Annotated in this window: 19 protein-coding genes; 8 read left to right on the forward strand and 11 right to left on the reverse strand. The window is 64.6% G+C overall.

The features are described 5' to 3' along the window. Nucleotides 1-15: 15 nt before the first annotated feature. Both NHH73_14445 and NHH73_14450 read right to left on the reverse strand, forming a co-directional pair. Nucleotides 16-600 (reverse strand): ester cyclase, encoded by a 585-nt coding sequence (locus tag NHH73_14445; protein USX29412.1) that lies wholly within the window; start codon nt 598-600, stop codon nt 16-18. Between the two features lie 116 nt (nt 601-716). Beyond that, a complete protein-coding gene (locus NHH73_14450) occupies nt 717-1,619 on the reverse strand; it encodes a LysR family transcriptional regulator (protein ID USX29413.1) in 903 nt (300 codons plus the stop codon). 153 nt (nt 1,620-1,772) lie between these two features. Here NHH73_14450 and NHH73_14455 point away from each other — a divergent pair, with 153 nt between their 5' ends. Further along, nucleotides 1,773-2,546: an SDR family oxidoreductase gene (locus NHH73_14455; protein ID USX29414.1), complete on the forward strand. Its 774-nt coding sequence runs from the start codon at nt 1,773-1,775 to the stop codon at nt 2,544-2,546. Here NHH73_14455 and NHH73_14460 read toward each other — a convergent pair. Both NHH73_14460 and NHH73_14465 read right to left on the reverse strand, forming a co-directional pair. Beyond that, nucleotides 2,543-3,382: a hypothetical protein gene (locus NHH73_14460; GenBank protein ID USX29415.1), complete on the reverse strand. Its 840-nt coding sequence runs from the start codon at nt 3,380-3,382 to the stop codon at nt 2,543-2,545. The genes NHH73_14455 and NHH73_14460 overlap by 4 nt on opposite strands. Continuing rightward, on the reverse strand, nt 3,379-4,356 hold the full coding sequence (locus NHH73_14465; GenBank protein ID USX29416.1) for a prolyl oligopeptidase family serine peptidase: 978 nt from the start codon (nt 4,354-4,356) through the stop codon (nt 3,379-3,381). The genes NHH73_14460 and NHH73_14465 overlap by 4 nt, the downstream gene beginning before the upstream one ends. A 171-nt stretch (nt 4,357-4,527) precedes the next feature. On the opposite strand from NHH73_14465, the gene NHH73_14470 reads away from it, so the two are divergent. Genes NHH73_14470 through NHH73_14480 form a run of 3 tightly spaced genes read left to right on the forward strand, consistent with a single transcriptional unit; the run spans nt 4,528 to nt 5,544 of the window. Beyond that, a complete protein-coding gene (locus tag NHH73_14470) occupies nt 4,528-4,860 on the forward strand; it encodes a helix-turn-helix domain-containing protein (GenBank protein ID USX29417.1) in 333 nt (110 codons plus the stop codon). An 8-nt stretch (nt 4,861-4,868) separates the two neighbouring features. After that, a complete protein-coding gene (locus tag NHH73_14475; protein ID USX29418.1) occupies nt 4,869-5,105 on the forward strand; it encodes a hypothetical protein in 237 nt (78 codons plus the stop codon). 22 nt (nt 5,106-5,127) lie between these two features. Beyond that, nucleotides 5,128-5,544 (forward strand): hypothetical protein, encoded by a 417-nt coding sequence (locus NHH73_14480; protein USX29419.1) that lies wholly within the window; start codon nt 5,128-5,130, stop codon nt 5,542-5,544. 48 nt (nt 5,545-5,592) lie between these two features. On the opposite strand, the gene NHH73_14485 is transcribed toward NHH73_14480, so the two are convergent. Both NHH73_14485 and NHH73_14490 read right to left on the reverse strand, forming a co-directional pair. After that, nucleotides 5,593-6,870 carry an aminotransferase class V-fold PLP-dependent enzyme gene (locus tag NHH73_14485; protein USX29420.1) on the reverse strand — a complete coding sequence of 426 codons (1,278 nt, stop codon included), beginning with the start codon at nt 6,868-6,870 and terminating at the stop codon, nt 5,593-5,595. A 141-nt stretch (nt 6,871-7,011) separates the two neighbouring features. After that, entirely contained in the window at nt 7,012-7,995 is a 984-nt protein-coding gene (locus NHH73_14490) for a glycoside hydrolase family 27 protein (GenBank protein USX29421.1), read from the reverse strand. A gap of 376 nt (nt 7,996-8,371) precedes the next feature. Here NHH73_14490 and NHH73_14495 point away from each other — a divergent pair, with 376 nt between their 5' ends. Next, nucleotides 8,372-11,215, forward strand: coding sequence for a TonB-dependent receptor (locus tag NHH73_14495; GenBank protein ID USX29422.1), 2,844 nt, complete (start codon nt 8,372-8,374; stop codon nt 11,213-11,215). A 32-nt stretch (nt 11,216-11,247) separates the two neighbouring features. Continuing rightward, a complete protein-coding gene (locus tag NHH73_14500; GenBank protein ID USX29423.1) occupies nt 11,248-13,218 on the forward strand; it encodes an NPCBM/NEW2 domain-containing protein in 1,971 nt (656 codons plus the stop codon). A 28-nt stretch (nt 13,219-13,246) separates the two neighbouring features. On the opposite strand, the gene NHH73_14505 is transcribed toward NHH73_14500, so the two are convergent. The 4 genes from NHH73_14505 to NHH73_14520 form a co-directional block, all read right to left on the reverse strand. Further along, entirely contained in the window at nt 13,247-15,007 is a 1,761-nt protein-coding gene (locus tag NHH73_14505) for an EAL domain-containing protein (protein USX29424.1), read from the reverse strand. Beyond that, nucleotides 14,983-16,314 (reverse strand): sensor domain-containing diguanylate cyclase, encoded by a 1,332-nt coding sequence (locus tag NHH73_14510; protein USX29425.1) that lies wholly within the window; start codon nt 16,312-16,314, stop codon nt 14,983-14,985. Before NHH73_14510 ends, NHH73_14505 begins: the two co-directional genes overlap by 25 nt. Next, complete coding sequence (locus NHH73_14515) at nt 16,311-16,700, reverse strand: phosphonate transporter (GenBank protein USX29426.1); 390 nt, start codon at nt 16,698-16,700, stop codon at nt 16,311-16,313. Before NHH73_14515 ends, NHH73_14510 begins: the two co-directional genes overlap by 4 nt. A 137-nt stretch (nt 16,701-16,837) precedes the next feature. Then, nucleotides 16,838-18,112 carry a DUF819 family protein gene (locus NHH73_14520; GenBank protein USX29427.1) on the reverse strand — a complete coding sequence of 425 codons (1,275 nt, stop codon included), beginning with the start codon at nt 18,110-18,112 and terminating at the stop codon, nt 16,838-16,840. 165 nt (nt 18,113-18,277) lie between these two features. Here NHH73_14520 and NHH73_14525 point away from each other — a divergent pair, with 165 nt between their 5' ends. Both NHH73_14525 and NHH73_14530 read left to right on the forward strand, forming a co-directional pair. Next, nucleotides 18,278-19,366 (forward strand): catalase family peroxidase, encoded by a 1,089-nt coding sequence (locus NHH73_14525; protein ID USX29428.1) that lies wholly within the window; start codon nt 18,278-18,280, stop codon nt 19,364-19,366. Beyond that, a complete protein-coding gene (locus tag NHH73_14530) occupies nt 19,363-19,914 on the forward strand; it encodes a cytochrome b (GenBank protein USX29429.1) in 552 nt (183 codons plus the stop codon). The genes NHH73_14525 and NHH73_14530 overlap by 4 nt, the downstream gene beginning before the upstream one ends. Here the strand turns inward: NHH73_14530 and NHH73_14535 are convergent. Further along, entirely contained in the window at nt 19,888-20,724 is an 837-nt protein-coding gene (locus NHH73_14535; protein ID USX29430.1) for an SDR family oxidoreductase, read from the reverse strand. The two genes, NHH73_14530 and NHH73_14535, sit on opposite strands and share 27 nt — an antisense overlap. Nucleotides 20,725-20,794 lie beyond the last annotated feature (70 nt).

Consider the following 20,794-nt stretch of genomic DNA (forward strand, 5'->3'; position numbering starts at 1 on the left):
CACCTTGGTTTGCGCCTATCCCTTGATCTCCGTCGGCGGCGTCACGTTCGTGGGCATTTTCATTCCCTGGTCGTGCAGGTAATTCGCGAGATCGAGGGAATGGTCGGCGATGTCCCAGCGGACGACCATCCCGTTTTCAATCCGCAGCATAAAGCTCTCGACCGAGGTGCCGCCCTTGCCGGTTGGCGCAATGCCGTTGAAGGGTCCGCCGTCATGCTTCCAGTGCAGATTGATGGTGACCAGGCCCCGGTCGCCGGCGACGAAATGATCGATGAGGTCGATTCGCGGGCGGAACGCGAGCCCGAACGATTTCTGCCATCGCTTCAGGTTCTGCAGGCCGACGATATTGCGCCCGGCGGGACTGTTGGCGACCACGTCGGGGTGGACCACTGCGTCCCACCGGTCGAGCTCATCTGCCGCGAGCGCTTTGTAAATTTCTAGTGCAATATTGGCCTCGGGCGCCGATGCGGGGCGCGGTATGGCCGCCGGTTGCGTTGCAGCCCGCCCGATATTGAGCAGGCCCGTCGCGGCAATCGCACCGCTGGCAAGCATGACGCGGCGTGCCAGGGATACCGCACTTTGAGATTTCAGCTGATTCATTTTTCCTCCGGTGTAGGTAAGTGGAAAACATAGTAGCCGCCGCAAGCGCCGCTGATAATGGACCTATGTCGAATAACCTTGATTCGATCCCGGAATAGATCGGATCGGCGTGCCGTTCAGGAGGAGGTGGCCGCGCCGGCCTGGAGCGCGGCGGCGAAGTAGTCGGTAACGCAGCGTACGCGCGAAGAGACCAACCGGCGATTTGCCCAGATCAGGCTGATGTCCAGGGCTTGTTTCGAAAAATCATCGAGTACCGTGATGATGTCGGGATGGCGCAATTCGTCGCAAAGCGACATGCGCGTGAACAGCCCGATTCCAACTCCGGCCAGCACCCCGGCCCGTATCGTTTCGATGCTGTTCGACCGGAGGTTGCCGGAGACGGGAACGCTATATTGCCCTTGCGGTCCGACAAACGGCCAGGTTTCGGCATTGCCCGTGCCTTCGTAGACCAGGCAATTATGGTGGGCCAGATCCGCAGGGGTGGCAGGGATGCCGTGCTGGTCGAAGTAGCGGCGGGCTCCGACGCAAACCAGGCTGGAGGTCGCCACGCGCCGCACCACTGCATCGAGTTCATTGACAGCGCCGACGCGGATGGCAAGGTCGATGCGGTCGTCGACCATGTCGCGTACGGAGTCCGACAGGACAAGATCGACTTTCAGCTTCGGATAACGGGACAGCAGATCCGGTAGGAGGGGCAGGATATGAAGGCGGCCGAAAGTTGCCGCCACCGCGATTCTGATTTGGCCTGCGACATTCAAGGTCCGGTTGGTAAGTTCGCGGTCGGCCGAATCGATCTCCTCGAGCAGTGGCTTGGTCCGCTGGTAATAACTCTGTCCATCGTCGGTCAACGTCACGCTGCGGGTGCTTCGGTTAAATAACTTCACCCCCAGTCTTTTTTCCAGCGAGCCGACGAGCTTGCTGATCGAGGACTGCGTGTCGCCCGTCCGGCGTGCGGCGGCGGAGAAGCCCCCGGTTTCGACGACCGCGACAAACGCAGCCATTTCATGAAAACGGTCCATGGTTCCTTGCCGTGAAAGTTGAATAGCGGGACGGAACGAGGATATTCATTCCATTCCAGAATCTATCTCATTCAAAATATCGCAATTATCATCCTGTGACAATGGAATTATGATGGCGCTCGTTATCAATCATTAAGCAATGTGAGAAAAACCATGAGCACATCGGAAAATGGAAGCGAACCCTTCGCGAACTCGCCACTAAGCCTTGCCGAGAAAAAGGTCGTGGTCGTCGGCGGAAAAACCGGCATTGGTTTGGGCGTCGCGCGTGCGGCGCACGCGGCGGGCGCGTCCGTGACGGTCGCCAGCCGGCGGACCGCGTCGGACGCCGAACGTCCGCAACTTGCTGATTTCAACCAGGTGGTGCTGGATATCAGCGACGAACCGGCGGTGCGCGACGCATTCGACGCCATCGGACCGTTCGATCATTTGGTTGTCACGTCGGGGCCGGCCTTCGGAACCTGGGAAACGTTCATGGCGGACGATATGCGCGGCGTGCGCAGCTACATGGACACCAAGTTCATGGGCAGCTGGGCCTGCGCGCGTTACGCTGCGCCCCATCTGAAGGCGGGCGGTTCGATTACTTTCCTCACCGGCGGCTTGGCGGCGCGGGCAAAAAAAGGCCTGGCGGCGGTGGTTGCCGCGTTTGCGGCGGTGGAATCGCTGTCCGGTTCACTGGCGCTCGAGCTGGCGCCGATCCGCGTCAACACGATACGTCCCGGCTACGTCGACACGGACCTGTGGAGTGGCTTATCCGCTAGCGAGCGCATTGATCTGAAAGAAAGGGTGCGGAACACTTTTCCGGCGCGCCGGGTGGGTACGGCGGAGGATATCGGGCACGCCGCGCTGTTTCTCATGTCCAATCCTTATGTCACAGGTACCGTCATCGAGGTATCAGGCGGGGAAAACCTGGTGCCCAGCGTGTTCTAACGGGCCTGGCCGGGAGGCAGGTTCAGGCGCAGCCGGCCGTTCAGCTGTAGCGCCCTGATATCGGCACCGAACGTTTCCTCGATCAGGCGCGCTTTGAGTCCGGTAATTTCGGCTTGCCTCAAGGCCCGCTCCAGAATCGGCCGATAGCGCGCGGCCGTTGCGTCGAGATAGAAAATGAAGTCGGCTTGATACGCCAACAGCAAATGCTGCTCCACAACCAATTCCTGATGCGCGCGCGCCTCTTCCAACACCTCGGTGACGCCGCGCGGAAGATAGTCGACGCGGCGGTTTCCCGCAGCGACCATCGCGTAAATCGTACTCCATGGCGCGGTGTGCTCGTAGAGCGGCAAATCCGACGCCTTGAACACCTTGGCATCGTGCCAGCCGGCACCTAGCCCGGCTATGAGTCTGGTGCGCTTCAGATCGCCTACGGATCGGACCCGTGCGAACGCTTCGGCATCGGTTCGACGGATGAGCAGGACACGCTGGCCGATCAGCCCATTGGTCAGCGCGTTACGCACCGGGACGAGCTCCTTGCTGCCATCCTTGTCCTTCGACTGGATGCCGTAAAAAAGATTGATATCACCCTGGCCCAGCATCCACCACATGCGGCGGGCGGGGATGTCCTTGACGTATTGGATATTGTAGGGTTGTTTGATCAGCTTCAATGACTCTTCGAGCAGGCGGACGAAGTAGTCCGCGCGGCCATCGGACACCACGGCGACCCGTAATTCGAGCGGTGCGACGCCTGAAACCGGCACGGGCGCCGACGTCGATGAGGCCGATAAGCACAGGGCGCATGCGGCAAGGAAAATGGAGCGTAGCGCACGTATCATTGTCGGGACGCCGCCGACGCGTCGGGACTGTCGCCTGTCAGTAATTTGCCATCCGCCGCGCGGGCGTAGCGGGAGAAGAACTTCCACATGGCTTCCTCATCGGCAAGCCATGTATGGCCGCCTCCCTCGGTGATATAGGCGGTGACCATGGCGCCGTCCTGGCAGCCATCGTAGAGCTCCTGGTAGACGTTTGCCGAGATCCGTCGTGTGACAGGGCGGCGCTCGCAGCGATTGAGTCCGGCCCATCGCATTTCAGCGGCATGCATGGAGTACTGCCAATATTTGGCGCCACCGCCGGCAATCGGGTTGGTCGTATCGCTGTCGCCGGCAAACGTCACAACGGGAACAGCGGATTCCGGCCGGCAGCTGTCCGGGTCGGGCTGTCGCGGGTCCGACGCAAGCGGCGCGCCCGCGCGCAGGCCTACCACCGGAGCGATGGCGGCGAAGCGTGTCGACGCGACGCATCCCAGCCAGCTTGCCATGCGGCCGCCACCGGAAAAGCCTGTCGCGTAGACGCGGCTGCGGTCGACCAGTCCTTGTTCGGCAAGCAAATCGAGGATCGACAGCAGATATTTCACGTCATCCCGGTCGCCAGCGCCGGGCGCCGCGCCGCCAGCGGTCACCACGCCGGGTATATTCCACGCGAATCCCTGGGCGAGCCGTATCGCGCCGGTCGGCGCCGCGATGATAAAGCCGTGCTTGTCGGCCAAGGTTTTGAGGTTGGAGCGGCGCAGTATGGATGCTCCTTCGCCCGAGCTCCCGTGCAGCAAGAACACTAGCGGGGCCGGCGCTCCCGCTTTGACCGTCTCGGGACGATACACGACGAACGGCGATGCGCCGGGGACGTCGATTTGATGCTCGGCCTGTTGAGCCTCCCTTGCTTGCGCTGCCGACAAGCCGCCCGTCAGGCAGAGCGCGGCAACGCCTGCGGATATCAATGCATTGATTGTGGGCAGGCGGTCGGCAACGGTCATTCGGTCTCTCCAGGCGCGGTCGGGAAAACTCGCAGATTACTCGATTGTAGTCGGAAGTGCGCTCCGGATGGGCGTCGTCGTCTATCCAGGCGACTCGGGGGAGGGCGGTCTATCTCGCGATTTTTGAAATTAAAGTTTGACTCGCTGTCACGTGTAAGATATTGTTGACACATGAAACTGAAAACGCCATCCCCAACCGGAGACCAGCTGCTGGAAATGCTGTCGGCGCTATCGAACCCGCACCGGTTGCGCATCGTGGCGGCACTCACGTCTGGCGGCCGCAATTACGTCAGCCAGCTGGCGCGCGAACTCGGTATCAGCCGCCCGTTGCTGCATCTGCATCTGAAAAAACTGGAAGACGCCGGCCTGGTCACCAGCAAACTGGAATTGTCCGCCGACGGCAAGGCGCTGAATTATTTTGAAGTGCCCGATTTCAGCGTCCAGCTCACGCCGTCCGCGATCGCCGAGGCGGCGCAGTCCTTGTCCACCCATCTCGAAACCTAGAGGCTTTTATGTCCGAACCTATCTATTTGCTGACGATATTCCTGCTACCAATGACGGTGCTGCTGATTTTCGGCATGCGCTTCATTGTGCAGCTCAAGCAAGCCAAGTTGCGCCAGCAAAGCGACAACGACTACCGCCTGCTGGCCGAACGCAGCGTGGCCGCGCAGGCTGAAACGGCCGCCGCGCTGGCGGATTTGAAGTCCCGCGTCATCGCCATCGAAAAAATTCTGAAAGAAGTCGAGTAATCCAATCTCAAGGAGCTTCGCCATGCAAGCAGTATCGCTGACCCGTCTGTATATGTTGAGAATCGTGTACCTGATCATCGCCGTCGGACTGGGCTTGGTGATCTGGCCCGGCGTGATCCACCACGCGCAGCCATGGGGCGTGGCGCAAGGCTTCGTCAACTGCATGCTGGCGGCGTTCGGCTTGCTGTGTGCGCTGGGCATCCGTTACCCGCTGCAAATGCTGCCCGTGTTGTTGTGGGAACTGACCTGGAAAACCATCTGGCTGCTGGTGGTCGCGCTGCCGGCGTGGCGCGCCGGCCCGCTGGACCAGTCGATGCTGGAAAACCTGTTCGCGGTCGGACTGGTCGTCATCATCCCGATCGCCATGCCGTGGGGCTACGTGGCCGCCAGGTACTGGAAGCAACCGGGCGACCGCTGGAGCCGTTCAGTGTCGCACTGAGCGCGAGCGCGGCCGGACGGCTCGCGGCGAGTCGCCGGCCGCGAGCGCTTACGCCTTGGCGGCGAGCACACGGATGGCGGCAACCAGCCGGTCCAGGTCCGACGTGCGGGTGAAGAAGGCCGGCGTCACGCGGATGCAGGCGCCGCCCACCGGGCCGCTGCGCGCGACGGTGAAAATGCCATGCTCGTCCATCAGCCGTTTGGCCAGCGCCACGTTGTCCTCGAAACTGGTCTTGCCGCGCAGGCGGAAGGAGGTCACCGCGCCGTACATGCCGGGCTCCTCGGGCGTGAGGATCTGCACGCCCGGCACGTCCAGCACGCGCCGCACCCAGTAGTCGCGCAGTTCGCGCAGTCGGGCGCTGCGCTCGGCCAGCGGAATCTGGCCGTGGTATTTCAGCGCGGCGGGGATGGTCATGACGCTGGCGGCGTTGACCGTGCCGGAATGGACGCGCGCGCGGATGTCGGTGGCCGGGTAGCTGCTGTTGCCCAGCTGGATATCGATGTCTTGCAGGCGCGATTCGCGGATGTACAGGAAGCCCAGCCCCAGCGGCGCCCCTATCCATTTGTGCAGGTTGGCGCCGACGAAATCGGCGCCGAGGTCCGGGATGCGGAAATCGAGCTGGCCCCAGGACTGCGCGATGTCGACGATGACGTCGACGTTGCGGCGCTTGGCCAGCGCGACGATCTCGGCCACCGGTATCACCAGGCCGGTGCGGTGGCTGATGTGCGTCAGCAGCAGCAGGCGGGTGCGCGGATGCTGCCGCAACGCCTGTTCGTAAGTGTCGATCACCACATGGCGCGTGGCCGGTTCGGGAATGCGCACCGTCGCGACATTGGCGCCGCGACGGCGCGCCAGGTCGTTCATCGCGTCGATCATGGTGTCGTAGTCGAGGTTGCCGACCATGACGGTGTCGCCGGCCTTGAGCGGCCGGTAATTGGCGATCAGGTTTTGCAGCGACTCGCTGGCGCCCCGGGTGATGGCGATTTCCCCGGTGGCGACGCCGGCATGCGCGGCCAGGCTGGCGCGGATGGCTTCGATTCCGTCGCGGTCGAACTGGCTGCGCAGATAGCGCGAGTTCTGCCGGTTCAAGGTGTCGATGTTGCGTTTGAAGTCGTCGGCCACCGGCGTCGGCATGATGCCGTAGTAGGCGTTCTCCAGATTGATGAAGTCGGGCGCCACATCGTAATGCGCGGCCAGGCTCTCCCATTTGCCGGAGGCTTCGGTTGCGGCGGCGCCGCGCGGTGCGGCGGCGAGGCCGACACCGCCAAGGGCCAGGCCGGCGACATCGCGCAACCAGTGACGTCGGTTTCGGGGGAGGGTGATCATCATGCTCCTTGATTTCGATTATTGGTTACTCGAAATTATTGCACTATTGGCCCGTAGTTGCAATATAGTTGCATTTAGATTTTTCCGACGGATCGGACCCTCCCACCAACGTTGTCTGTCATGGGAGGGCTACGGAAACACCTATGGTTTCGCAGGGCCGCCCAGGCGCAACATCAGCACGCTGTGCGGCGCCAGCCTCGCTCGCAGCGTGCCGCTGGTGTCGCCCGTCTTTTTGCTCCACAGGTCGGACCAGCGGTAGACGTTCTCCTTGAAATCGACCGACCGCTTGCTCAGGTCATCGGTCAGCACTTGCTTCTTCCAGTCATGTTGAACGTCGGCCGCCTGGTTGGAACGGTTCAGGAACATCAGTGCCCATTCGCCACCGTCGAGCGGCTTGGCATAGACCTCCAGCGGACCGTCGGCCAATACGCGCAGCGCTTGAATACCCAGCTTGTCCTGGCTCACCGCGATCACGCCGGGGTTGGTCAGGATGCGGCGGGTCGACTCCGACATGGAACGCAGGTCGTTGCCCAGGATCAGGGGCGAGGCCATCATGGCCCAGATCGACAGATGGGCGCGGTCTTCATCTTCGCTCATGCCGTTGCCCACTTCGAGCATGTCCATGTCGTTCCAGCGGCCGGGCCCGGCGAACTTGCGCAGGTTGTCGTCGGCATGCTTGTCGAGGATGCGCAGCACGCCCAGGCCGGTCGAAAAGCCGGGACTGAACTGGCAGTCGAAGCAATTATAGATATCGGGCGTGGTGCGCCACGAATGGCCGACCTGGCCGGCCCATTCCCACGGCTTGCTCATGCCCCATTCGCAGATGCTGAACACCATCGGACGGCCGGCCTTGGCGATCGCGTCGCGCATCGTCGTGTAGGCCGCTTCGGCGTTCAAGCCCGGGGTGTCGCACCAGTCGTACTTGACGTAATCGATGCCCCAGCGCGCATAGCTCCGCGCATCCTGGTACTCGTGGCCGCGGCTGCCGGGACGGCCGCCGCAGGTGGTCGCGCCGGCGTCCGAGTAGATGCCCAGTTTGAGTCCCTTGCCATGCACATAGTCCGCCAGCGCTTTCATGCCGGACGGGAAGCGCTTGGCAACCGGTCTCTCAACGATGAACTGCATTCTGCCGGCCTTGTGCATGGGCCGCAATTCTCAAAATCATCAATGTGGGGAGTCATTTTTCGTGCGCGGGTGAGGCTAAATCGCACAAATGCGACATTCACATGAAAAAAACGCAAGATGCTTTGAGTCGAACGAGGTTTTGCGATAAAGTGAGCCACTTCAAAGCTTTCTTTTCCTTGCGTTTGGCTTTCGAAATATGTTTAAAGCGAGCTTTGGGTCAAGATCATGCGGTGCGAAATAAAACGAAAGTGTCAATCAGGTCAGCGCACGCCAGCGGTTGCAGGGTTCCATCCCCTGAGGTGTAGGCGCGTTCGGACAGTCTTTTGGTTTGCCCCGCATCGCCTTCGCTGCTCCGACAACTTAAAGGAACCGTTTAATGAGTCACCTGCACCGCCGCGCGCACGCCGCCACTCATCCTCGCCTGGTACTGAATCCACTCACTTCCGCCTGCTTGCTCGCACTGGCGGCGGTCGCCGCGCCGGCGCGCGCCCAGCAGGATGCCGTCACCCCCGATGGCGAGGAGGTTGCCAAGGTTGTCGTGACCGGCGCCCGCGCCAGCCTGCAGCAGTCGCTGGCGCTCAAGCGCAACTCCGCCGTCGTGCAGGACAGCATCAGCGCGACCGAACTTGGCCGCTTCCCCGACAACAACGTGGCCGATTCGCTGAGCCATATCACCGGCGTTTCGATCTCCCGCACGGCCGGCGGTGAAGGGCAAAAGGTCAGCATTCGCGGTCTGGGTCCCGACTACACCATCACCACCTTCAACGGCCGCCTGCTGGGCACCGACAGCGCGGGCCGCTACTTTGCCTTCGACGTCTTGCCGGCCGACGTCATCAGCGGCGCGGATGTCGTCAAGTCGACCCAGGCGCAGTTGATCGAAGGCGCCATCGGCGGCCTCGTGAACCTGCGCTCCGCCAGCCCGTTCGACCAGAAAGGCCAGCGCGGCCTGCTGCGCGCGGAAGCCGACCGCAACCAGATGAGCAGCCTGAACGGCAAGAAGCTGTCCGGCACCTACAGCAACACTTTCGGCGACCAGCTCGGCGTGCTGCTCGGCGTCGTCTACGCCAAGCGCGACGTGCGCACCGATACGGCCGGCAACGACGGCGGCTGGTCGCGCAATCCGATCCCCAGCGACCCGAGCCAGTTCTGGGAGTCGGGCAATACCTGGGGCGGCGCCATCGATCCCAACGGCAACGGCATCCTCGACCGCGACGAAGAAGGCCTGATCGGACCCGGCCAGTTCCGTTTCGGCTCCATCATGGAGAAGAAGGAGCGCTTGGCGTTCTCGGGCAAGGTGGAGTGGCGGCCCAGCAGCGACGTCAAAGTGGTTGTCGACGGTTTCAAGACCCGGCTCGACTCGCCCCAGGTCGGCTACCAGCTGTCGTTCTACCCGCTGTTCGCGCCGGGCCGCTGGTCGGACATGAAGGTCAGCAACGGCGTCGTGTCTGACCTCACCTTGTCGGGTGCCGACCCGGAAATGCGGCTCAACCCGGAGATACTCAACAAGACCGAGTACCGCGTGGTCGATACGGCGATGGTTGGCGCCAAGGCGGACTGGAAGATTTCGCCGGCGCTCAAAGTCACGGGCGACATCTACGAGTCCACGTCCAAGCGCCATTCCGGCGGCAAGGACAGCTACGTCGTGCTGCGCATGAACCAGCCCAACGTCACGCGCATCCGGCTCACCGGCGCCGCCGTGCCCGATGTGACGACCACCTTCGCCGACGGCCGCGACCTGCAGAGCGGCCTGGCGCAGGGCCTGTTCAAGGCCAGCGATTTCAACACCCACTTTTACAGCCGGGCGGGCGACAACATCGACGACCGCATCCGTGGCGCAACGGCAAGCGCCGAGTGGAAGCTGGATCGCTTTAACATCAGCCAGCTGAATTTCGGCCTGAGCCAGACCAATCGCAAGAAGTCGCGCGACATGGTCAACAACGCCTTCAATGGCGGCCAGGATCATTACTCGGGACAGAACGCGATCGACGTGGGGACCCTGGGCGGCAACGTCATCAACCAGACCCTGACCCCCAAGGGATTCCTGTCTGGCGTGGGCGGCAACTTTCCGCGCAGCTTCCTCGGCTTTGACATCGCCAACTATGCGCAGGCATTGCAGGCCTACGACGGCAAGCCGCGTCCGGGCGGCGGCGTCTACAGCTCGGCCTTGTCGGCGCCTGCCTGGAACCCGCTGGAAAGCTACCGCGTCGGCGAGAAGACCACTGCGGCCTACGTGCAAGCGGATCTGGCCGGCGACAGCTGGAACGCCGACCTCGGCGTGCGCTTGGTGCACACCAAAACCACCGCGCAGGCCTGGGACGCGAAGATCACCGACATCATTGAAAATGGCGCCTTCAACTACACGGCCGTCTACGCCACGCCGTCGGCTGTCGAACAGGATTCCAGCTACACTTTCGCGCTGCCGGCGGCCAACTTCACCTACATGCTCACCGACGCCCTCCAGTTGCGGCTCGGCGCCGCCAAGACGATGGCGCGCCCGTCGGTGGACAAGCTCGCTCCTTCCAGTACCACCGCCAGCATTTCCTGGGGCGACTTCACGCAGATCTACGGCGGCAATGCCGAGCTCAAGCCGTACACCGCGCGCCAGGCCGACGTCTCGCTGGAGTGGTATTTCGCCAAGGACTCCGCGTTTACGGTCGCCGTCTACCAGAAGAACATCAAGAACCAGATCACCAGCCTCTGGTTGTCGGGCCAGGACATCGGCGCGCCCGGCGGCCGGTTGTTCAACGTGCAGCGTCCCGTCAACGGCGACAAGGCCACCGCGCGCGGCGTCGAGATCGGCCTGCAATACCTGTTCGACAATGGCTTCGGCGTACGCGCGCAGTACACGCGCAACCGCTCGCGCAGCTGGGTGAACGGTACCGAACGCCCGCTCGAGGGCATCGCGCCAGCGACCGCGTCGTTGGGCTTGCTGTACGAACGGGGCCCGTGGAGCATGAGCACCACGGCCGACTACACCGATGCCTTCGTCACCGCCACCAATGTGATCGGCGCCGGCTTCAACGAGACGGCCAACGCCGTGACGTGGCTGACCGCCCAATTGGCCTACGAGGTTAACAAGTCGCTGCGCATCAGCATCGAAGGCAACAACCTGACCGATGCGGTGCAGAAGCCTACGCTGGGCAACGGCACCATCAGCCTTCCCAACGGCTATTACCGCTACGGCCGATCCATCACCTTGGGTGCAAGCTTGAAGTTTTGACTATCTCAATGAAAACAAGTAAAGGGTTACGCATGCCAGATTGCCGGTCCAATAACGGAAAATTACACCGGCCCGCTGTCGTTCGCGGGCTGCTGGCGGCGGCGCTGGCCATGCTGGTCATGCCGGGCGTCGCCATGTCCGGCGACGATCCACTGGCGCCGGCGGCGCGGTGGGAAGGACGCGCAGGGGGAGGGGCGGCCACGCCGCCGATGGGCTGGAACAGCTGGAATGCGTTTCGTACCGAAGTCGACGAGGACAAGGTCATCGGCGCCGCCCGGGTGCTGGTCGACAGCGGGTTGGCGGCGCTCGGCTACCGGTATGTCAACGTCGACGATGGCTGGTGGCTCAAGCGACGCCAGGGCGATGGACGTTTGCAGATACGCACGAATATCTTCCCGTCGGCAGCCACCGGAGGCAAGGATGGGACCAGTTTCAAACCGTTTACGGACAAGCTGCACGCCATGGGCCTGAAAGCCGGCATTTATACCGACATCGGTCGCAATGCCTGTTCGCAGGCCTATGACCTGCACTCGCCCAATCTGCCGCAAGGCACGACCGCCGAGCGCGAAATTGGACTCGATGGGCATGTCGAGCAGGACATCGAACTGTATTTCAAGGAATGGGGCTTCGATTACATCAAGATCGACGCTTGCGGCCTCGCCGACTTCGTGCCCGGCTCGCCGTTGGTGGCACAGCAGCAGTACCGCGCTGTCGCCCCGCTGATCGACCGCGGCGCGATCAACCGCACCGATAGCGACGCGGTGCGGGCCCGGTACGAGGCGGTTGCCGCGGCCCTCAAGGCCGCCAATGCGGACGACGACTACATCCTGTCGATCTGCGCCTGGGGCATGGCGAATGTCCGTTCGTGGGGCAAGGACGTCGGCAACCTGTGGCGCACGAGCAGCGACATCACGCCCAGCTGGACCAGCATGCTGCATAACTTCGACAGCGCGGCGAAGCGCGCGCTCTACGCCGGCCCCGGCCACTGGAACGATCCGGACATCCTGCACATCGGGCACGAGGCTTTCGATGCGGACCATTTGGTGGAAGCGCGCTCGCACTTTACCTTGTGGGCGATGATCAACGCGCCGCTGCTGATCAGCTACGACCTGCGCACTGGACCGGCTTCGCTGCTGGGCGTGCTGGGCAACGCGGATCTGGTTCGCCTCAACCAGGACAAGGCGGGACACCAGGCGGTGGTGGCCTACGACTCCGACGATGCGCAGATCATCGTCAAGACGCTGGGCGAGGGCGACCGCAAGGCCGTGGCGCTGTTCAACCGTGGCGCGACGCCGACCCCGGTGGTCTTGCTCGCCAGTCATCTGAAGTTGGCCGACGATGCGCCGGTCGTCCTGCGGGACCTTTGGACCAAGGAGCGGTCGACCTTCAGCGGCGAACAGGCGTTCACGTTGGCCCCGCACGAAACGCGCGTGTTCGAAGCGACCGGCAAGCGGCGCTTGTCGAACGGCGTCTACCTGTCCGAAATTCCCGGCGCGATCAACGTCGCCGTCGATGGCACCCGGCAGCCGGAGCTCGACCCGACCATCCATCGCATGATCGACCCCTGGACCGGCACGCGCTCCGGTGGAACGCGACCCCAGTACGCGGGCTGGGGCGGCGCGCAGGCGGACACCACGCCTTTCGGCCAGACGCTGCAGATTGCCGGACAGCCGTTCGAATCCGGCCTCGGCGTGCTGTCCAATTCACGGCTTCAAGTCCGCAACGACGCTGGCCATGCGCTGCTGATGGCGTCGGTGGGCGTGGATGATTCCTCCGGCAAGGCGAGTCCGGGCGTACGGTTTTTTGTCTATGGCGATGGCAAGCTGCTTGCCGAAAGCCCGGTGACGGTCTGGGGCGGCAAGGCGGCCCCGATCAGGGCCGATATCAAGGGCGTCAAGCTCATCGAGTTGGTGGCGCGGAACACGAAGCGGGAACCGGTGCAGCCGACGGTGGCGACCTGGGGCGATGTGCGTCTGGTCACCGACGCCGCTGCGGCGCGTTGATGCTGCGCCGTCCTGCCGCTGCGGTCCCTTAACCGGCCGGCTGCGCGGCCAGCCATTGAACCAGCGCGGCGCTCTCGAGCGGCCGGCTGTACAGGTAGCCCTGGCCCTTGTCGCAGCCCTGGCCATGGGCCACGCCGGCCTGTTCGACGGTTTCGATCCCTTCGGCCACCGTGTTCATGCCCAGGCTGCGCGCCACCAGCACCGTCGCTTCGATCAATACCTTGTGGTGGGCGCTGCCGGCCGCCAGGGTGATAAACGAGCGGTCGATCTTGACGGTGTCGACGGGCAGCAGGTGCAGGCTCGACAGCGATGAATAACCGGTGCCGAAATCGTCGAGCGCCAGCTTCACGCCCAGCCTTTTCAGGCCGAGCAGTTGCTGCTGGATGTCGGCGCCTTGCGCCGCCAGGCTCTCGGTGATCTCGAGCTGCAACTGCTGCGCCGGCATGCCGCTGGCGGCGAGGATGGCGGCGACCTTGTCGCACAGGTCGGACTCGGCCAGCTGCGCGCGCGACAGGTTGACCGCCAGCAGACGGGGCGCACCGGCGCCCAGCTGGCCTTGCCATGCGACGAAATCGCGGCAGGCCGTGGCCAGCACCTGCTCGCCGATCGCATGGATCATGCCGGTCGATTCGGCAACGCCGATGAACTCGATCGGCGCGACCAGGCCGCGCACCGGGTGGCGCCAGCGCACCAGCGCCTCGACGCCGGCGGCGGGATCGATCCGGCCGTCGTCCATCAGGCCGACCACGGGCTGGTACACATTGAACAGTTCGCCGCGCTCGACCGCCGTGCGCAAATCCGCCTCCAGGCTGCTGCGCAACAAGGCTTGATCGCGCATGTCCTGCTCGAACCGCACCATGCGGTGGCCGCCCTGCGACTTGGCCACCGTCATCGCGATCGCCGCGTCGCGCAGCAGGTCGTCGGCATCGCGCGAGCCCCCCTCCAGCATCACCATGCCCAGGCTGCAGGTCAGGGCCAGTTCGCGGTCGCCGACGCGATAGGGCTGGCCGAGGCGTTCGAGCAGGCGGGCGGCGATGCGCCCGACCACCGCCGGTTCCGGCAAGCCGTCGAGCAGCACGGTGAATTCGTCGCCGCCCAGGTGGGTGGCGGTTTCGGTGGCGATGCCGTCGTCGCTGACGCGGCCGCCGGCGCGCAGCGTCGTGCGCAGCCGCTCGGCAACCAGCGCGATCACCTGGTTGCCCACCGCATTGCCCAGCGTATCGTTGACTTGCCTGAAGCGGTCCAGGTTGAGCAACAGCAGCGCGCCGTGGTCGCCGCTGGCGTCCCGCCCGCGCGCGGCCATCTTGCGCAGCAAGGCCAGCGTCCCGGCCCGGTTGGGCAACTGCGTGAGCGTGTCCACCTGCGCCGCGCGCGCCAGCATGCTGCGTTCGCGCACCACCTCCTGGGTGGCGTCCAGCAGCACCGCCATCAGGCGGTTGTTGTCGAGTTTGAGCAGGCCGAGCGAGAGCACGGCTGGGGCCTCGGCGTGGTTGCCGGCGTCGTCGACGCCGATGCGCAGGCCCTCGCAAATGACGCCCTGCGGCGCGGCGAAGTCCGCGCACCGCTGCGGCAAATCGGGCGCGTGGCGGCGCAGCACGTGGAAAAAGTTGTCCATCTCGCCGTCCGGCGCGAGCGGCATCAGCAGGCGCGCCGCCATCGGGTTGAGCATTTCGATGGCGCCGTCCTGCTGCAGCTGGATCAGCGCCACCGGCGCCCGATACAGGAACTGGATCAGCGCCTCGTAGGCGAGGTCGGTGTCGCCGCTCATGCCGGCGCTGGCGCTTGCCACGCGGCCACCCGGTTGCGTCCGCCCCGCTTGGCCGCGTACAAGGCCTCGTCGGCGCGCTTCATCAGGTCGTCGAAGCCGGCCAGCGTGTCGTCCATGACGGCCACCCCCAGACTGATCGAGTACGCGATCGGCTGCTGCGCGTAGGTGACCGGCGCCGAGGCCACCTCGGCGCGCAGGCGCTCGGCGATGGCCAGCGCGTCGTCCAGCGCGACGGAAGGCAGGATGATGGCGAATTCCTCGCCGCCGATGCGCGCCAGCACGTCCACCTGGCGGCACACGCGGCGCATGGTTTGCGCCAGATGGGCCAGCACCGCATCGCCGGCCGGGTGGCCGTGGCCATCGTTGACGGCCTTGAAATGGTCGGCGTCGATCACGATCAGCGCCACCGGGCGCACCGCCTTCTTGCGGCGCGTCAGCTCCAGCTCGGCCGCCTCGAAGAACGCGCGCCGGTTCGACAGGCCGGTCAGGTGGTCGCTGTAAGTGGCCTTGCGCAGGTTGTCGCTGGCGTCGCGGCAGTCGGAAATGTCGCGGATGATCATGCAATAGGCCGGCTCGTCGTCGGCTGCCGGGCCGCCGGCGGGAACGTCCTCGTCGCCGCGCAGCGGCAGCGGCGAAATCATGGCGCTGCCCCAGAACTCGCTGCCGTCGGCGCGCCGCCGCAGGCCCTCGTCCAGGGTCCAGCCGTTTTCGTCGGCCTCGCGCAGGCGGTCCAGTTGCTGCGCCTCGGTGGTGGCGCCGTCGGGATAGAAACGCGCGTAGTTTTGGCCTTTGATGCCGGCCGAGTCATAGCCGGTGACGCGCTCGATGCTTTCGTTCCAGGACTCGACCCGTCCCTGGCGATCCAGGCTGACCAGCGCATAGTCGGTGATGTTGGTGATGATGGCATTGAGCCAGGCGTCGGTCTTGCGCAGTTGGCGCTCGCGGCGGTCCTGCACGGTGACGTCGGTGAGCACCGCCATCAAGCGATCGGCGTTCAGTTTTAAAACGCTGAGCGACATGACCTGCGGTCCGGCGCCGTTGTCGTCCGCATGCAAATACAGGCGAACGGCGTCGCACACCTGTCCCTGCGGGGCGGCGAAACTGGCGCATTGCGAGCGCAGGTCGGGCGCCACCGGCGCCAGCGCCTCGAACAGGTTGGTCAGCCCGCCATCGCGGCTGAGCGGCATGAGCAGCTGCGCCGACAAGGGATTGAGCATCTGGATGGCGCCGTCGGCCGCCAGCTGCACCAGGCCCACCGGCGCCAGGTACAGGAACTGCAACAGCGCCTCGTATTCCTGCGCGTCCGGATGTTCGGCGAGGGCGCTCACGGCCGCTGCACCAGCACGTATGCCAGCGCCGCGCCGGGCTGGTACAGCAGCCGCAGCTTGACCTTGGTCGGGCGCATGCGCAAGGTCAGCACGTAGTTGATGGTGTCGTCGAGCGGCGCGCCCTCGGCGCGCGCGTCGGTGAAGCGCTGGGCCACCATGAAGTTGTTCATGCACGGTGCGACGGCCACGAACAGGTCTTCCCCCACGACCCGCTGCGCCCGCAGCCCGGCAGCTTGCGATTCGAAAGCGTTGTAGCGTTGGACGCGGTCGTCATGGTCGAAACCGATGACGCCGAATCCCAGGGCGTCCAGCCCTTCGGCGTCGCTGTGTTCCAGCAAGGCGGCCAGATCGGGCTGGTCGAACGGTGTTTCTGCATGCAATGTCATTTTTGGCTATTCCTTCGGTGGCGGACAGGAAGAAGCATAACATTGGCTCACAGCAATTCGCCAGCGCCGATGCGCGGCGTGCGGGCTTTAATGGGACATTTGTGGGCGGAAGGCATCAACGCGCAAGGAATGTGCCCTCATGCTCCTGTAAGCAAGCGCAGCAGTTGTCCGGCTATCCAGCCGCCGTACGTGCCCAGCGCATAGCCGAGCACGGCCAGCAGCACGCCCACCGGCGCCAGCGCCGGGTGGAAGGCGCTGGCCACCACCGGCGCGCTGGCCGCGCCGCCCACGTTGGCCTGGCTGCCCACGGCCATGTAGAACACGGGCGCCTTGATCAGCCAGGCCATGCCCAGCATCAGCGCACCGTGGAAGCTGATCCAGATCAAGCCCAGCACGAACAGCTCGGGGTCCGAGAAGATGGCGGCCAGGTTCATCTGCATGCCGATGGTGGCCACCAGCACATAGATCGCCACCGAGCCGACCTTGGACGCGCCCGCGCCTTCGAGCTTTTTGGCGCGGGTGAACGAGAGCAGCAGGCCGAAGGTGGTGGCCAGCACCGTCACCCAGAAAAAGTTGGCCGTCAGGCTGAAGCGCTCCAGGTGCGGCGCGTGGGTCTTGATGAAGGGCACGATGTAGCCGGCCATCCAGTGCGCCAGGCCGGTGGCGCCCAGACCGTACGCCAGGATCAGCACCATGTCGTAGGAACCGGCGATGCGCGCGCTTTCCAGCTGCACTTTCTCGACCTTGATCCGCAGCGCGTCGAGCGCGCTGGTGTCGGCGCCGCGCCAGGCGTCGATGCGGGCGCCGCGGCTGGCCAGGAACAGCAGGAAAGCCATCCAGATGTTGGCGCAGATGACATCGACGGCGACGAATTTGCCGAACACGTCCGCCCCCACGCCGTACACTTCCTTCATGGCCGCCTGGTTGGCGCCGCCGCCGATCCAGGCGCCGGCGGTGGTGGTCATGCCGCGCCAGATGGCGTTCGGGCCTTCCGGGTTCAGCAGTGACGGGTCGAATGCGCCCATGATCGCCAGCGCCACCGGCGCGCCGACGATGACGCCGGTGGTTCCGGTCAGGAACAGGATGATGGCTTTGGGTCCGAGCCGCGCGATCGCGCTGAGATCGCAGGCCAGGGTCAGCAGCACCAGCGCCATCGGCAGCAGGTAGTCGCGCGCCATCGGATACAGGCGCGAGGTTTCGCCGTCGATCACGCCGAAGGTGTTGAGCAGGCCGGGGATGAAATAGCACAGCAGCAGCGCCGGCACCACCGCGTAGAACTTGCGCCAGAACGGGTGCGTCGAGCGTTCGCTGGCCATCACCAGCGCAAGAATCGTGACCAGAATGCCGAGCACCACGGGATCGGAGGCGATGAGCGGGGCGGAGGCGGGGACGGTTGCGCTGGAGACGGCCATGGATTTCCTGTAGTGGGACGGATGAGTCGGCGATATTACCACCCCCCGAAGCTGATACATAACAGAAACAATTGGTAATCAGACAGTAATCGCAAGGCGGCTAAAATCGGTTCACTGATGTAGCAACCAACGTAGCAACCAACGTAGCAACCAACGAAAGCCAACATGCCCACCCCCACGCCCACACCGCAGCGCAGCGCCATGCTTCTGCTGCTACCGATCGCTTTGATCCTGGCCGTCCTCGCCGCGCTGTTCGCGTGGGTGGGCGGCTGGTTCGGCAATCACGACCTGACGCCGCAAAAAATGATGGACTTCGCCGAGACGTCGGGCAAGCAGGCGGCCGGTTTCCGGCGCGCGCACAGCAAGGGCGTGTGCTTTGCCGGCACGTTCGCACCGGCGCCGGAAGCGGCCAAACTATCGACTGCGCGCGCGTTCTCGCAGCCGTCGATCGCCGTCATCGGCCGCTTTTCCGCCTCCTCCAACAATCCGTACGCGCCGGACGGCGCGTCCCCGGTGCGCGGCATGGCCGTGCAGCTGAAAACGGACGACGGCCAGGAGTGGCGCATCGCGATGAACAGTTTTCCGTTCTTCGCCGCCGCCACGCCGCAGGCATTCCAGGCCATGAACGAGGCCGGCGCGCCGGATCCCGCCACCGGCAAGCCCAACCCGGACAAGATGAAGGCCGTGCTGGCGGCCAACCCGGAGATCGCCGCGTTCCAGGCCTGGGCCAAATCGGCGCCCCGGTCGGACAGCCTGGGCAGCACCCGCTTTAACGGCGTCAACGCGTTCCGCCTGACGGACGCGCAGGGCACCGAGCGCATGGTGCGCTGGTCGATGCGTCCGCGCGCGCCGTTCGTGGCGCTGACGCCGGAGCAATTGAAGGCGGCCGATCCCAATTTCCTGATCGACGACCTGAACCGGCGCCTCGCCACCGGCCCTTTGCTCTGGGACCTGGTGGTGCAAATCGCCGCGCCTGGCGATCCGATCACCGATCCATCCAAGGCCTGGCCCGACACGCGGCCGGAGGCCACCATCGGCACATTGACGCTGGTCCATGCCGAGCCGCAAGCGACCGGACCTTGCCGCGACCTCAATTTCGATCCTTTGATACTGCCGACCGGCATCGCCGCCAGCGACGATCCGGTGCTGCATGCGCGCTCGGCGGCGTACTCGGTGTCGTTCAACCGTCGCGAGCGTGAAATCAGCCAGGGCAAGACCGCCCAACCTATCGGCCAGAACGGGAGCGCACGATGAACCGCCCACGCCACTTCAACCTCCTTGCCCGGGTGCTGCACTGGTCCATGGCCCTGGCCATCCTCGCCATGCTGTTCGTCGGCGCCGGCATGGTCGTCTCGCTGCGCTACCGCGACCAGCTTCTGGACCTGCACCGTCCGCTTGGCATCGCCATTTTGCTGCTGGCCCTTGTGCGCCTGGTCAACCGCCTGGCGCGGCCGACGCCGGCGCTGCCGGCCGACTTGCCGGCCATCCAGAAATTCGCCGCGCACGCGTCGCACTGGCTGTTGTATGGGCTGATGCTGGCGATGCCGCTGATCGGCTGGGCCATGCTGTCGGCCGGCGGCTATCCGATACCGATGTTCGGCGGCGTCCACCTGCCGGCCATCCTGCCGCACAGCCCCGAGGTGTACGGCATCTTGCGCCCGCTACACGGCGCCCTGGCTTATTTGCTGTTCCTGACCATCCTGGCGCACCTCGGCGCGGCGCTGTTCCACGCCTGGGTGCGGCGCGACGAAGTGTTCGGCCAGATGGCCAAGGGATCAGGCGGCATCGACATCGGTCGATAAGGTCACCGCCTTGTTCGCCTCAAGCTGCGCCAGTCGCGCTTCGAGCGCGGCGCGCACGCCCCGGTAGCTGCTGGCACCCAGCGTCAGGCGTAGCGGAGCAGGGGAGTGCGACGCCGAATCGATCATGGCGCGTGCCATTTTTCGCGGGTCGCCATCGATGGCGAAGGCGCCGCTGTCGAATGCGCGCCGTAGAGCACCCACGGGCGTGTCGTCGTAGATATCCATGGGCAGCGCGCGCTCGATGCCGGCCGCGAAGGCGGTGCGGGCCGGGCCGGGTTCGGCGAGCGTGAATTCGATGCCGAACGGCGCGACCTCCTGGCTCACCGCATCGACAAAGCCTTCGATGCCCCATTTGGTCGCGTGGTAGAGGCTAAATGCCGGATAGCTCAGTTGCCCGCCTTCCGACGAGACCTGGATGATCCGTCCGCCTCCCTGCGCCCGCAAAGCGGGGATGGCGGCCCGGATGACCCCGATCGAGCCGGTCAGGTTGGTCTGGATCTGGCGTGCGATCTGGTCGTCGGTGAGTTCCTCGGCCGCGCCGACCAACCCGTAGCCGGCATTGCTGACGACGACGTCGATCCGGCCCCAGGCCGCAAACGCCTGCGCCATCACCTCGCGGATCGCCACCATGTCGGTGACGTCCAGCACCGCCACCCGCAACCGGTCGCCGTACTGCTCCTCAAGATCGGCCAGCGCGTCGCGGCGCCGCACGGTGGCAAATACATGCGCGCCGCCGTGCAGCAATTGCTCGGTCATTTCGCGTCCCAGCCCGCTGGATGTACCGGTGATAAACCAATGACGTTGTTTCATCTTAACCCCCTCCGTTTGTGTGAAAAGACAGCATAACGTTGCAGGTTGTTGAGATAAACTAGGTAATCAT

Source organism: Oxalobacteraceae bacterium OTU3CINTB1, from assembly GCA_024123955.1.
GTDB lineage: Bacteria > Pseudomonadota > Gammaproteobacteria > Burkholderiales > Burkholderiaceae_D > Rugamonas.

What these genes read in the sequence shown, in the direction of transcription:
- NHH73_14455 (USX29414.1), top strand. Translation starts at nt 1,773, where the DNA reads ATGAGCACATCGGAAAATGGAAGCGAACCCTTCGCGAACTCGCCACTA.
- NHH73_14495 (USX29422.1), top strand. Translation starts at nt 8,372, where the DNA reads ATGAGTCACCTGCACCGCCGCGCGCACGCCGCCACTCATCCTCGCCTG.
- NHH73_14500 (USX29423.1), top strand. Translation starts at nt 11,248, where the DNA reads ATGCCAGATTGCCGGTCCAATAACGGAAAATTACACCGGCCCGCTGTC.
- NHH73_14535 (USX29430.1), bottom strand. Translation starts at nt 20,724, where the DNA reads ATGAAACAACGTCATTGGTTTATCACCGGTACATCCAGCGGGCTGGGA.
- NHH73_14460 (USX29415.1), bottom strand. Translation starts at nt 3,382, where the DNA reads ATGATACGTGCGCTACGCTCCATTTTCCTTGCCGCATGCGCCCTGTGC.
- NHH73_14520 (USX29427.1), bottom strand. Translation starts at nt 18,112, where the DNA reads ATGGCCGTCTCCAGCGCAACCGTCCCCGCCTCCGCCCCGCTCATCGCC.
- NHH73_14445 (USX29412.1), bottom strand. Translation starts at nt 600, where the DNA reads ATGAATCAGCTGAAATCTCAAAGTGCGGTATCCCTGGCACGCCGCGTC.
- NHH73_14515 (USX29426.1), bottom strand. Translation starts at nt 16,700, where the DNA reads ATGACATTGCATGCAGAAACACCGTTCGACCAGCCCGATCTGGCCGCC.
- NHH73_14490 (USX29421.1), bottom strand. Translation starts at nt 7,995, where the DNA reads ATGCAGTTCATCGTTGAGAGACCGGTTGCCAAGCGCTTCCCGTCCGGC.
- NHH73_14525 (USX29428.1), top strand. Translation starts at nt 18,278, where the DNA reads ATGCCCACCCCCACGCCCACACCGCAGCGCAGCGCCATGCTTCTGCTG.
- NHH73_14465 (USX29416.1), bottom strand. Translation starts at nt 4,356, where the DNA reads ATGACCGTTGCCGACCGCCTGCCCACAATCAATGCATTGATATCCGCA.
- NHH73_14475 (USX29418.1), top strand. Translation starts at nt 4,869, where the DNA reads ATGTCCGAACCTATCTATTTGCTGACGATATTCCTGCTACCAATGACG.
- NHH73_14480 (USX29419.1), top strand. Translation starts at nt 5,128, where the DNA reads ATGCAAGCAGTATCGCTGACCCGTCTGTATATGTTGAGAATCGTGTAC.
- NHH73_14485 (USX29420.1), bottom strand. Translation starts at nt 6,870, where the DNA reads ATGATCACCCTCCCCCGAAACCGACGTCACTGGTTGCGCGATGTCGCC.
- NHH73_14530 (USX29429.1), top strand. Translation starts at nt 19,363, where the DNA reads ATGAACCGCCCACGCCACTTCAACCTCCTTGCCCGGGTGCTGCACTGG.
- NHH73_14450 (USX29413.1), bottom strand. Translation starts at nt 1,619, where the DNA reads ATGGACCGTTTTCATGAAATGGCTGCGTTTGTCGCGGTCGTCGAAACC.
- NHH73_14470 (USX29417.1), top strand. Translation starts at nt 4,528, where the DNA reads ATGAAACTGAAAACGCCATCCCCAACCGGAGACCAGCTGCTGGAAATG.